This window comes from Leisingera sp. ABD4_442 (assembly GCF_056160905.1).
This window is the reverse complement of sequence record NZ_JBSWYB010000021.1, coordinates 56,510-68,403: the sequence shown is the minus strand read 5'-3', so window position 1 is coordinate 68,403 and position 11,894 is coordinate 56,510. Positions and strand designations below refer to the sequence as shown.

Here is an 11,894-nt window from a genome sequence, read left to right as displayed (position 1 = left end):
TGGAAGAGCTGGAGAGCGGCAAGCTGCGGCTGCCCGGTTTCCTCAGCTCCAACGCGGCGGCGGTGGGCCTGGTGGTTGTCGCCTGCGCCACGGTGGCGGTGGTCGGCACCGCCTCGGTCTACAGCCCGCAGCAATGTATCGCCGACGTGCAGGAGCAAAAGCGCCTGGAGACCGAGGAGCGCATCCAGGAGCTGCGCCGCCAGCGCGAGCTGCGCCGCCAGCAGCAGCAGGAGCAGCAGGGCGGAACCGCGCCGGAGGCCACCCAGCCTTCGGGCAACAACTCCGGCTTCGGCGGCGTCTTCAACCCGGGCAACCTCTCAGGCGAAGAGGGCGGGGAAGCGACGGAGCAGCAGCCCCAAGGCAGCGGCCAGGGCAACAGCTCGGGCTTCGGCAACGTCTTCGACCCGGGTGCCTTGTCGGGCGACGGCGAGGACGGCTCAGGCAACTGACACCCAAGCTGAAAACACAAAAGGCGGCCCAACGGCCGCCTTTTTCAATTGGGGCAGCTGGGCAAGCGTCAGGCAAATGAGCCGGCGGGGTTCCGGTCAGTGTAATACTGTTTGCGAAAAGCCTGCGGGCTGGTCTTGTATTCGCGCTTGAACCATTCGGTCAGATTGCTGCGGGAGCCGAAGCCGGTGGCGGCGACGATCTCAGCCAGGGGCAGGGTGGTGTGCAGCAAGAGCTGTCGGGCTTTTTCAATCCGCAGCTTGCGGTAGGCGGTCAGCGGGCTGGTGCGGGCTTTTTGCTGAAAGCGGCGCTCCAGCTTGCGCGGAGAAACGCCGGCCTGCTGGGCAATATCCCGGATCAGCAACGGCTCTTCCAGGTTCTGCTGCATCAGATCGAGGATCTTGACCACCAGCGCGTCGCCGCCGGCGGTCTGGCGCAGCTGCAGGGAGACCTTCGATTGTTCGGACGCGGGGCCGAAGGCGAGGCCCAGATAGTCGCAAACGGCATCGGCAATGAAGGGTCCGCGGTCGGCGCGCAGGAAGCCGGCCAGCAGGCGCAGGGCGGCAAAGCTGCTGATCGCCGTGCTGATCCGGCCGGAGGAGGTGGTAAGCGTGCCGGCGGGGGCGCAGGCCAGCTGCTCTTCCTCCGCGGCGGCGGCAAAGTTCGAATGCACCGCGGTTTCTGCCGCGGCGTTGAGGCCCGTTTCCGGCAGCAGGAAAATGGCGCTGCCGGCAAACAGGCAGCGCTGCGCCTGGCGGCAGATCCGCTGCAGGCTGGCCTTCTCGCCGGAATTCAGCGGCCAGCGGCTGGAAATACCACCAAGGAAAATGACCGTTTGCGGCTTCCAGCCTGCGGGGGCTGCACGCATTTGGGACGCGAGATTGCGTACGGCGGTGCGGTAGCCGCTGTCGGGAAACAGGTCGTTAGCGGCGCGGAAGACTTCGCAGATCATCTGCGCAGCGGCCGGAGAATCCGTCTGCGGCAGAATGACTTCGACATCGTGGAAGCGGGCCTGTGCCGCGCTGTCAGCGGAGTGCTGTGAAGCTGGCACGGTCAGCGGGTCGAGACGGGACATCATTCTCTCCTCTGAGCGGGTCATGCGGGGGGCAGCTGCGCGGGGGCGCTGCGGAATGCCCCGCCGGACGTGCCGGCAGGGCAGGCGGCCTGAAACTCAGGCTTAGTCTTCTTCGTAGTCCGACATCGGCGGGCAGGTGCAGATCAGGTGACGGTCGCCATAGGCGTTGTCGACCCGGTTCACGGCCGGCCAGTATTTGTCGACACCGAGGTTGCCCGGCGGGAAGCAGGCCTGTTCGCGCGAGTAGGGGCGGTCCCATTCGCCGACCAGGTCGCGCACCGTGTGCGGAGCGTGCTTGAGCGGGTTGTTGTCGGCGTCGATTTTGCCGTCGATGATGTCCTGCGCCTCCGAGCGGATCGAGAGCATGGCGTCGCAGAAGCGGTCCAGCTCGTCCTTGGGTTCGGATTCGGTCGGCTCCACCATCAGCGTGCCTGCCACCGGCCAGGACATGGTCGGAGCGTGGAAGCCCGAGTCGACCAGGCGCTTGGCGATGTCGTCGACGGTGACGTTGCCTTCATCGGCCAGCGGACGGGTGTCCAGGATGCACTCATGCGCAACACGGCCCGTTTCCGAGGTGTAGAGGATCTTGTAGCCATCCTTCAGGCGCGCAGCGATGTAGTTGGCGTTCAGGATCGCAACCTTGGTCGCCTGGGTCAGGCCGGAGCCGCCCATCAGCAGGCAATAGGCCCAAGACACTGGCAGGATCGAGGGCGAACCGAACGGAGCTGCCGAAACCGGACCAACAGCAGTGCCGTATTCCGGGTGGCCCGGCAGGTGCTCAGCCAGGTGCGCCTTAACGCCGATCGGACCCATGCCGGGGCCGCCGCCGCCATGCGGGATGCAGAAGGTCTTGTGCAGGTTCAGGTGCGAGACGTCGCCGCCGATCTTGCCGGGCTGGGCAAGGCCCACCATGGCGTTCATGTTGGCGCCGTCGATATAGACCTGGCCGCCGTGATCGTGGGTGATCTGGCAGACTTCCTGCACGGTTTCCTCGAACACGCCGTGGGTCGACGGGTAGGTGATCATGCAGGCCGCGAGGTTTGCCGAATGCTCTTCGGCCTTAGCGCGGAAGTCGGCGACGTCGATGTTGCCGCTGTCGTCCGATTTAACCGGAACCACCTTGTAGCCCACCATCTGTGCCGACGCCGGGTTGGTGCCGTGCGCGGAGGTCGGGATCAGGCAGATGTTGCGGTGCGCGTCGCCGCGCGATGCATGGTAGTTGCGGATCGTCAGCAGACCCGCGTATTCGCCCTGCGCGCCGGAGTTCGGCTGCTGGGAGATCGCGTCATAGCCGGTGATCTGGCAGAGCTTGTCGTTCAGATCGTCGATCATCTGGTGGTAGCCCCGCGCCTGGTCTTCCGGACAGAAGGGGTGCAGGTTGCCGAATTCCGGCCAGGTGACCGGGATCATTTCGATGGTCGCGTTCAGCTTCATGGTGCAGGACCCCAGCGGGATCATCGCACGGTCCAGCGCCAGGTCGCGGTCGGCGAGGCGGCGCATGTAGCGGGTGATCTCAGCCTCGGCCCGGTTCTTGTGGAAGATCGGGTGGGTCAGATACTCGCTTTCACGCAGCGCATAGTCGGGCAGGCGGTAGGCGCGGTTGGCAACGCTGTCGTCTTTCTTGGTGATGCCGAAGGCACCCCAGACGGCTTCGATGGTCTCTGGCCGGGTCTGCTCGTCCAGCGAGATGCCGACATGGGCTTCGCCGATCTTGCGCAGGTTCACGCCGCGGGCAACGGCCGCTTCCATGACGGTTTTCTGCAGCGGGCCGACTTCGACGGTGATGGTGTCGAAGAAGACTTCCGGCTGCACCTTGAAGCCGTGCTCTTCCAGGCCTGCGGCCAGGCGCGAGGTCTTGCGGTGCACCGACTGGGCAATCGCCTTGATGCCGTCGGGGCCGTGGTAGACCGCATACATGGACGCGATGACCGCCAGCAGCGCCTGCGCGGTGCAGACGTTGGAGTTGGCTTTCTCGCGGCGAATGTGCTGTTCGCGGGTCTGCAGCGCCAGGCGGTAAGCCTTGTTGCCGCGGGCATCAACCGACACACCGATGATACGGCCAGGCATGGCGCGCTTCAGCTTGTCGGTGGTCGCCATATAGGCCGCGTGCGGGCCGCCGTAGCCCATCGGAACGCCAAATCGCTGGGTGGAGCCGATGGCAATGTCAGCGCCCATTTCGCCGGGCGATTTCAGCAGGGCCAGCGCCAGGATGTCAGCCGCAACAACGGCGATGCCCTTGTGCTCGTGGATGGCTGCGATTTCCGCGGTGAAGTCGCGCACGTGGCCGTAGGTGCCCGGGTACTGGAAGATGGCGCCAAAGACCGCGCCCGGGTCCAGATCATCGGGATCGGCAACCACAACGTCGATGCCCAGGGGCTCGGCGCGGGTCTGGATCACGGCGACGGTCTGCGGGTGGCAGTTCTTGTCGACGAAGAAGGCGGCGTTGTTCGCCTTGGACCGCGAACCGCGGTGCGCCATTGCCATGGCTTCGGCAGCGGCGGTGGCTTCGTCCAGCAGCGACGCGTTGGCGATGTCCAGGCCGGTGAGGTCGCTGACCATAGTCTGGAAGTTCAGAAGCGCTTCAAGACGGCCCTGGGAGATTTCCGGCTGGTAGGGGGTATAGGCGGTGTACCAGGCGGGGTTTTCCAGGATGTTGCGCAGAATCGGCGCCGGGGTGGTGGTGCCGTAATAGCCCTGGCCGATCAGCGAGGTCAGCACCTTGTTCTTGGACGCCACTTCTTTCATGTGGAAAAGCGCGTCGCGCTCGGTCATTGCCGGGCCCCAGTCCAGCGCCTCTTTCTGGCGGATGGCGGGCGGCACGGTGGCATCGATCAGCTCGTCCAGGGTTTTGAAGCCGATCACCTGCAGCATGTCGGCCATCTCCTGCGGAGACGGGCCGATGTGGCGCCGGTTGGCGAAGTCATAGGCTTCGTAATCGGTAAGTTTGAAGGCCATTTACAAGCGCTCCTGTTTGAAGGTCACGCCCGGCCGGAAGTGCGGGAGCCTCCGGCGGGGATATTTTTAGCCAGATGAAGAGCGGATCCGGGCGGAGTGCGGCGGATCCGCAGGAGATTTAGCCGATCAGGGCCTTGTAGCCGTCCAGGTCCATCAGATCGTCCAGCTGGGAGGCGTCTGCGATCTTGATCTTGTAGATCCAGGCGTCGCCTTCCGGGCTTTCGTTCAGGGCGCCGGGGTTGTCGGCCAGGGCTTCGTTGGCTTCGATCACTTCGCCGTCCAGCGGCGCGTAAATCTCGGAGGCTGCTTTCACCGACTCGATGACGCCGATCTCGCCGCCTTTTTCGAACTCGTCGCCGGCTTCGCGCTGCTCGACGAAGACTACTTCGCCCAGCTGGTCGGCAGCGTGCTGGGTGATGCCCAGGGTGGCGGTGTCGCCTTCAACGGTGATCCACTCGTGGTCTTCGGAGTAATAGGTGGCCATTTTGACTCTCCTGATGATGTCTTAGCGTTTGTAGTTCTGGGTGACGAAGGGCAGGGCAACGATTTCAGCCGGCTGCGCCTTGCCGCGGATGATGAGGTTCACTTTCTCGCCCGGCTCGCCGTGGCCTGCCGAGACATAACCCATTGCAACGGGGCCGCCGACGGTGGGGCCGAAGCTGCCGGATGTGATGGCACCGATAGTATTGCCTTCCGCGCATTGGATTTCCACACCCTGGCGGGCCGGGGCGCGGCCTTCGGGCTTGATGCCGACCAGCTTTTTGGCAGCGCCTTCGGCCAGTTCTTTCTGGACACGGGCGGCACCGGGGAAGCCGCCGTCTTCCTTGCGGCGTTTCTGGATCGCCCAGGAGAGCGACGCCTCGATCGGCGAGGTCGACTGGTCGATGTCGTTGCCATAGAGGCAGAGACCGGCCTCCAGGCGCAGGCTGTCGCGGGCGCCGAGGCCTGCGGGTTCGCAGTCGTCATGGGCCAGGAACAGTTTGGAGACGCGGATGGCGTCCGCTTCCGGGATCGAGATCTCGTAGCCGTCCTCGCCGGTGTAGCCGAGGCGCGAGATGCGGCATTCGACGCCGCCGATGTCTGCCAGGGCGGTTTCCATGAACTTCAGCTCACGGGCTGCGGGGCAGAGTTCGCCGACAACGTCCTCGGCCTTGGGGCCCTGCACGGCCACCAGCGCGCGGTCGAAGATCTCTGTCACCTCAATGCCGTCCAGGTTGGCCTGCATATGCGGGATGTCCTGGTGGCGCAGCGCGGCGTTCACCACCACGAAATAATGATCGCCGGCGTTGGAAACGATCAAATCGTCCATGATGCCGCCGTCTTCGTTGGTGAAGAAGCCGTAGCGGGCCTTGCCCTCTTTCAGGGTCGCATAGGCTTGCGGGCAGAGCGTTTCCAGCTTCTCGCCCACGTTGTCGCCGCGCAGGATCACCTGGCCCATGTGGGAGACATCAAACAGCGCTGCCTTCTCGCGGCACTGCTTGTGCTCGCCCATGATGCCCATGGGATACTGGACCGGCATTTCCCAGCCGGCGAAGTCGACCATCTTGCCGCCAAGTTCGACGTGCAGGTCGTAAAGCGGGGTGCGTTTGGGTGCGTCGGTCATGACGGATGTCCCTTCTGAGTAAATTGCAGGTTCAGCCGCGGACAACCATGACCGTGCAATGCGCGTTGCGCACGACGCGGGCCAGGTTCGGGCCGATCTCATAGTTCGGGAACTCACCTTCGGCGGAGGCCATGATGATCATGTCATAGCCGTCCTTGTGGGCAAGTTTCAGGATTTCGCGGTAGACGCTGCCTTCGGCGATCTGCACCGGCACATCTGCGGCGGCGTTCTGGGCCAGGATGGCCTCGACCGCGCCCTGCACATGGGCCTTGGCGCCGGAGCCATAGCCCGCGGGCAGGTTGGGCAGCTGGACGATCTCGGGAATAACCGAAACGGCATGCAGTTCGGCGCCGTAGAACTTGGCCTGTTCCAGCGCAACGGGCAGCGCTTTCTTCCAGGAGTTCTGATCGGTGTGGTCGATCGGAAGCAGGATTTTGGTAGCCATCAGCGGTCTCCTCGAGATGTGGAATTCTGTGTCAGGAGCGGGGGGCCGTGACGGCCCCCCGTCGATGGTTATTCAGCTGCGGTGCCAGCTTCTTCCGATTTGCCGCCGGTGGCAAAGAACTCTTTCGTCAGTTTGAAGACGATCGGGCTCAGCAGGGCCAGGGCGATCAGGTTCGGAATGGCCATCATAGCGTTCAGCGTGTCCGCCAGCAGCCAGATGAAGCCCAGGTCCGCAGTGGCGCCAAAGTAGATCATTACGATCCACAATACGCGGTAGGGGATCAGCGACTTCACACCCAGCAGGAACTCGACGCATTTCTCGCCGTAGAAGGACCAGCCCAGGATGGTGGTGAAGGCAAAGATCGACAGGGCAACCGCGATCAGCGAGCCGCCGATGCCGGGCAGGGTGGTCTCAAACGCCAGCGAGGTCAGCGCCGCGCCGGATTCGCCGGAGGTCCATGCACCGGAGGAGATGATTGCCAGGCCGGTGATCGAGCACACGATGATGGTGTCGATGAAGGTGCCCAGCATCGCGATCAGGCCCTGGTTGACCGGACCTTTGGTCTCAGCCGCTGCGTGGGCGATCGGAGCGGAACCCAGGCCCGCTTCGTTCGAGAACACGCCGCGTGCCACACCAAAGCGGATCGCCGCCCAGACTGCCGCACCGGCAAAGCCGCCTTCGGCCGCGGAGGGGGTGAAGGCATAGGTGAAGACCAGCGACAGTGCGTTGCCGATGTTGCCGAGGTTCAGCAGCAGTACCAGAAGGCCTGCGATGATGTAGGCAATTGCCATGAACGGAACCAGCTTACCGGCAACCGCACCGATGCGGGTGATGCCGCCCAGGATCACGGCGGCGGTCAGAACCATCAGGATCACGCCGGTGACCGAAGTGTTCACGCCGAAGTTCGATTCCAGAACCTGCGCCACACCGTTGGCCTGCACACCGTTGCCGATGCCAAAGGCCGCAACTGCGCCGAACAACGCAAATGCAAAGCCCAGCCAGGCCCATTTCGCATCCAGGCCGTTCTTGATATAGTACATCGGGCCGCCGACATAGTTGCCCAACTCGTCTTTCTCACGGTATTTCACCGCACAGACGGCTTCGGCATATTTGGTGGCCATGCCGACCAGCGCGGTCATCCACATCCAGAACAGCGCGCCGGGGCCGCCGAGGAAGACCGCGGTCGCCACACCCGCGATGTTGCCGGTACCGATAGTGGCCGACAGCGAGGTCATCAGCGCGTTGAACGGGCTGATCTGGCCATCGCCTTGGCCTTCACGGCCCTTGAACAACAGGCTGAAGCCGGTGCCGATCTTCAGGATCGGCATGAACTTCAAGCCGACCTGAAGAAAGAAGCCAACGCCCAGAATGAGGACCAGCATCAGCGGCCCCCATACTACGCCATTGATGGCTCCTACGATTGAATTTAACGCTTCCATGGGTCTCCTCCCGCTTGCGTTAAGGTTAAATGCCCTTTGCCAAGGCCATCTGACGGGCCTCTTTCAGGGCGGCAAAATCCTCGTCCGCGTGGAACGAAGAACGGGTCAGCGGTGTGGCCGACACGTGTAAAAAGCCCTTCGAGCGGGCGATCTGTTCCAGCTGCGCGAATTCTTCCGGCGACCAGAAACGGTCGATCGGGTGATGTTTGGGGGTGGGCTGCAGGTATTGGCCCACGGTCAGGAAATCGACCTGTGCGGCGCGCAGATCATCCATCACCTGGCGCACGTCGTCCAGAGTCTCGCCCAGGCCGACCATGATGCCGGATTTTGTGAACAGCTGCGGGTTGGCGCGCTTGGCGTCGTCCAGCAGCCGCAGAGAGGTGTAGTAGCGCGCGCCGGGGCGCACACGCGGGTAAAGCCGCGGCACGGTTTCCAGGTTGTGGTTGAAAACATCCGGTGCGGCTTCGAACACCGCGTCCGCCGCCGCGCCCTTGCCCAGGAAGTCCGGGGTCAGCACTTCGATGGTGGTGCCGGGGTTCTGGTGGCGGGTGGCGCGGATCGTCTGGGCGATGTGCCCGGCGCCGCCGTCCTCCAGGTCGTCCCGGTCCACGGAGGTGATCACCACATGGCGCAGGCCCAGTTTCTTGACCGCCGCCGCAACCCGGCCCGGCTCAAACGCGTCCAGCGTGTCCGGCCTGCCGGTGGTCACGTTGCAGAAGGAACAGCCGCGGGTGCAGACCTCGCCCATGATCATCATGGTGGCGTGGCGCTTGGACCAGCATTCGCCGATGTTGGGGCAGGCGGCCTCTTCACAGACGGTCGCCAGATCATGCTCCCGCATCAGCTTGCGGGTCTCGTAATACTCCGCGCTTTCGATCTTCTTCTTGCGGATCCACCGGGGTTTGCGCGGGATGGCGCTGTCGGCCTTGTGGGCTTTTTCCGGGTGGCGGGGTCTTAGCTGAATCGTCATCTGGCAGCTCCCTCCAGATCAGGCGTGGATGGCACGGCCAAGCGCATCAAGGCAGGCTTCTTTCACCGCCTCCCCCATAGCAGGATGCGCGTGACAGGTCCGTGCAACCTCCTCGATAGTAGCACCTTTGGTCATCGCAAGCACCAATTCTGCAATTAAATCACCGCCATGCGCGCCGCAGATATGGGCGCCGAGGATTTTGCCCTCAGGGCTGGCCAGCACTTTGACGGCGCCGTCGGTTTCGCCAATCGAGCGGGCGCGGGAGTTTGCCATGAACGCAAACTTGCCAGAGATGTAATCGGTGCCCGCTTCTTTCAGCGCTTCTTCGGTCAAACCGACAGAGGCAACTTCAGGGTCGGTGTAAACCACGCCGGGGACAGTGTTGTAGTCCACATGGCCGTGCTCGCCCGCCATGATCTCCACGCAAGCCACGCCGTCTTCCTCGGCCTTGTGTGCCAGCATCGGGCCGGGCACGCAGTCGCCGATGGCAAAGATGCCGGGGACAGAGGTTTGGAAGGTTTCGTCCACCTCGATAAAGCCGCGGGGGTTGATGGAGACGCCGAGCTCTTCCAGGCCCAGGCCCTTCGTCACCGGGCGGCGGCCGATGGCGACCAGCACCTTGTCGGCCTCAATCTGCTCTTCCTTGTCCTTGCCGACACGGTCGAGGGTCAGGGTCAGGCCGTTCTCGCCCTTCTCAATGGTCTTCAGCGCACGGCCCAGCTGGAACTTCAGCCCGCGTTTGCTGAGTGCGCGCTGGGACAGCTTGGCAATCTCGCCGTCGATACCGGGCAGGATGCGGTCGAGGTATTCCACAACCGTCACCTTGGAGCCGAGGCGTGACCAGACCTGACCAAGTTCAAGCCCGATCACGCCGGCGCCGATCACCACCAGATGCTCTGGCGCGGCTTCAAGAGCCAGCGCACCGGTGCTGCTCAGCACGTCCACCTCGTCGATCTCCACGCCGGGGAGGGTGGCGGGTTCCGAACCGGTGGCGATGAGGATGTTCTTTGCAGTGTAGGTTTCACCGCCCACCTGCACCTGGCCGGGCGCCGGAATGCTGGCCCAGCCTTCGATGTGGTCGACGCCGTTCTTCTTGAACAGGAAGGCGATGCCTTTGGTCAGGTCGCTGACAATCTTGTCCTTGCGCGCCATCAGCGCGCCCAGGTCCAGGCTGACCTCCCCGGCCGAAATGCCATGCGAGGAGAGATGGGAGAGTTCGGCATATTTGCCCGAGGAGGTCAGCAGGGCCTTGGAGGGAATGCAGCCAACGTTGAGGCAGGTGCCGCCCAAAGAGCCGCGGCCTTCGACGCAAGCAACCTTCAGGCCCAGCTGCGAAGCCCGGATTGCTGCGACATAACCGCCCGGTCCAGCCCCAATCACGATCAGATCATAAGCGCTCATTTGGTTTCTCCTCCGAAATGCGGTCCAGGACCGGCACGTATGCTGCCGTATACGACGTTGCGTCTCCTATAGGAAACTTTTTCCCTCTTGCAAACAAAAAGTACTGTGATGGAAATTTTGACCCGCAGATACATCAAAGCTAAGCTGTTTTCAGCACAGGAGAATTCACGCAAATGGAACCAATTCCCTCAGAGGAAACAGGGCTGGGTCCCGAGGCCATGGAGGCTCCGGACGGCGAAATCCTTGGAAAAATGATTCGCGACGCCCGCAAGGAGAAGGGCCTGACGCTGGAGGAAGCGGCCAGGGCTGCGGCCATCGGGCGCTCCACTTTGTCGAAGATCGAGAACAACCAGACCCGTCCCAGTTTCGAGATCATCCGCCGCCTGATGCAGACGCTGGAACTGGAAACGCCGCAGCTGTTCGTGCAGTCGGGGCAAAGCGGCGTGACCGGGCGGCGCGACTTTACCCGCACCGGCCTGGGCGAGCACAAGGAAACCTCGACCTATGATCATGAGCTTCTGTGCAGCGAGCTGACCAGCAAGCGCATGGTGCCTTACATCAGCACCATCAAGGCGCGTGACGTGACCGAGTTCGACAATTGGGTCCGCCACCGCGGCGAGGAGTTCATGTTTGTGCTGAGCGGCGAACTGATCCTTTATACCGAGCACTACCGGCCGCTGCGCATGGGGCCGGGGGATTCCGTCTATTACGACAGCGGCATGGGCCACGGCTGCGTGTCGGTCAGCGCGGAAGATGCCAAGGTGCTGTGGGTCTCACTGGAAGTCTAGCCGGGCCTGTGGCCGGTTTGCCTGCTTGCCGCATTTCGTATCCAATCCGCTTTTCCGGCCGGCCAGGTTTTTATAGACCTGTCTGAAAGGAGACCTGCGCAATGAATCTGGACCCGGTCGATATCTCCAAAGCCGCTTCGGCCTCGGCCGCGGTGTTCGAAGCCCTGCGCCAGGCGATCATCGACGGCCGCCTGGAGGAGGGCGAGCCGCTGCGGCAGGAGGAAATCGCGCGCCGGTTCAAGACCAGCCGTATTCCGGTGCGCGAGGCGATCTCGCGGCTGGAGGAATACGGTCTGGTCAAGACGCAGCGGTTCAAAGGCGCGGTGGTGGCCGGTCTGTCGGCGGATGAGGCGGCGGAGATCTTTGAATTCCGTGTCCTGCTGGAGCCGGAAATCATCCGTGATGCGGTGCCGCGGATGGGGCCGGAGCTGCTGGCGCAGGCGCGGCTCAATTGCGAGGCCTTTGCCAGCTGCCGCAATCCGATGGAGTGGGGTGTTCTGAACCGGGAATTCCATGACGCGCTCTACAGTGCCAGCGCGCTCACGTTCTTCCGGGAGTCGGCCCGCGGCGCGATGGACCGCATTGACCGCTACATCCGGGCGCAACTGGTGATGAGCGACGGCATGGAGCGGGCCGAGCGCGAGCACCTGGAGATCCTTGCCGCCTGTGAAGACGGCGATGCCGCCCGGGCGGCTGACTTGACCCGCACCCATATTCAGGCGGCCAAGGCCTCGCTGCTGGCGCATTTTCCGGTGCTGGCCCGGCGCTGAA

10 protein-coding genes and 1 pseudogene are annotated in these 11,894 nt (G+C 63.6%); 3 read left to right on the top strand and 8 right to left on the bottom strand.

From position 1 onward, the window contains the following. Positions 1-449, top strand: a pseudogene (locus tag ACXAHG_RS15435) (ABC transporter permease); the annotation flags it as partial. Between the two features lie 68 nt (positions 450-517). Here ACXAHG_RS15435 and ACXAHG_RS15430 read toward each other — a convergent pair. The 8 genes from ACXAHG_RS15430 to lpdA all read right to left on the bottom strand — a co-directional run bounded on the left by ACXAHG_RS15430 (position 518) and on the right by lpdA (position 10,335). Next, entirely contained in the window at positions 518-1,522 is a 1,005-nt protein-coding gene (locus ACXAHG_RS15430; RefSeq protein ID WP_475058676.1) for a helix-turn-helix domain-containing protein, read from the bottom strand. Between the two features lie 102 nt (positions 1,523-1,624). Continuing rightward, the gene (gcvP, locus tag ACXAHG_RS15425) at positions 1,625-4,477 is read right to left on the bottom strand and encodes an aminomethyl-transferring glycine dehydrogenase (RefSeq protein ID WP_475058674.1); all 2,853 of its coding nucleotides are present in this window, start codon (positions 4,475-4,477) and stop codon (positions 1,625-1,627) included. 118 nt (positions 4,478-4,595) lie between these two features. Beyond that, a complete protein-coding gene (gene gcvH, locus ACXAHG_RS15420) occupies positions 4,596-4,961 on the bottom strand; it encodes a glycine cleavage system protein GcvH (RefSeq protein WP_475045035.1) in 366 nt (121 codons plus the stop codon). 21 nt (positions 4,962-4,982) lie between these two features. Then, entirely contained in the window at positions 4,983-6,080 is a 1,098-nt protein-coding gene (gcvT, locus tag ACXAHG_RS15415; protein ID WP_475058671.1) for a glycine cleavage system aminomethyltransferase GcvT, read from the bottom strand. A gap of 31 nt (positions 6,081-6,111) precedes the next feature. Further along, a complete protein-coding gene (locus ACXAHG_RS15410; protein ID WP_475058669.1) occupies positions 6,112-6,525 on the bottom strand; it encodes a universal stress protein in 414 nt (137 codons plus the stop codon). 68 nt (positions 6,526-6,593) lie between these two features. Then, positions 6,594-7,964 carry an alanine/glycine:cation symporter family protein gene (locus ACXAHG_RS15405; protein ID WP_475045031.1) on the bottom strand — a complete coding sequence of 457 codons (1,371 nt, stop codon included), beginning with the start codon at positions 7,962-7,964 and terminating at the stop codon, positions 6,594-6,596. A gap of 25 nt (positions 7,965-7,989) precedes the next feature. Beyond that, positions 7,990-8,934, bottom strand: a complete 945-nt coding sequence (gene lipA, locus ACXAHG_RS15400) for a lipoyl synthase (RefSeq protein ID WP_475045029.1) — start codon at positions 8,932-8,934, stop codon at positions 7,990-7,992. Between the two features lie 18 nt (positions 8,935-8,952). Beyond that, positions 8,953-10,335: a dihydrolipoyl dehydrogenase gene (gene lpdA, locus ACXAHG_RS15395; RefSeq protein WP_475045028.1), complete on the bottom strand. Its 1,383-nt coding sequence runs from the start codon at positions 10,333-10,335 to the stop codon at positions 8,953-8,955. Between the two features lie 173 nt (positions 10,336-10,508). Between lpdA and ACXAHG_RS15390 the strand changes: the two genes are divergently transcribed. Further along, positions 10,509-11,123, top strand: coding sequence for a helix-turn-helix domain-containing protein (locus ACXAHG_RS15390; RefSeq protein WP_475058667.1), 615 nt, complete (start codon positions 10,509-10,511; stop codon positions 11,121-11,123). 101 nt (positions 11,124-11,224) lie between these two features. Continuing rightward, a complete protein-coding gene (locus ACXAHG_RS15385; protein ID WP_475058665.1) occupies positions 11,225-11,893 on the top strand; it encodes a GntR family transcriptional regulator in 669 nt (222 codons plus the stop codon). Position 11,894 lies beyond the last annotated feature (1 nt).

Coding starts and splice junctions, on each gene's coding strand:
- ACXAHG_RS15385 (WP_475058665.1), top strand. CDS start 11,225: ATGAATCTGGACCCGGTCGATATCTCCAAAGCCGCTTCGGCCTCGGCC.
- ACXAHG_RS15390 (WP_475058667.1), top strand. CDS start 10,509: ATGGAACCAATTCCCTCAGAGGAAACAGGGCTGGGTCCCGAGGCCATG.
- lipA (WP_475045029.1), bottom strand. CDS start 8,934: ATGACGATTCAGCTAAGACCCCGCCACCCGGAAAAAGCCCACAAGGCC.
- lpdA (WP_475045028.1), bottom strand. CDS start 10,335: ATGAGCGCTTATGATCTGATCGTGATTGGGGCTGGACCGGGCGGTTAT.
- gcvT (WP_475058671.1), bottom strand. CDS start 6,080: ATGACCGACGCACCCAAACGCACCCCGCTTTACGACCTGCACGTCGAA.
- ACXAHG_RS15405 (WP_475045031.1), bottom strand. CDS start 7,964: ATGGAAGCGTTAAATTCAATCGTAGGAGCCATCAATGGCGTAGTATGG.
- ACXAHG_RS15410 (WP_475058669.1), bottom strand. CDS start 6,525: ATGGCTACCAAAATCCTGCTTCCGATCGACCACACCGATCAGAACTCC.
- gcvH (WP_475045035.1), bottom strand. CDS start 4,961: ATGGCCACCTATTACTCCGAAGACCACGAGTGGATCACCGTTGAAGGC.
- ACXAHG_RS15430 (WP_475058676.1), bottom strand. CDS start 1,522: ATGTCCCGTCTCGACCCGCTGACCGTGCCAGCTTCACAGCACTCCGCT.
- gcvP (WP_475058674.1), bottom strand. CDS start 4,477: ATGGCCTTCAAACTTACCGATTACGAAGCCTATGACTTCGCCAACCGG.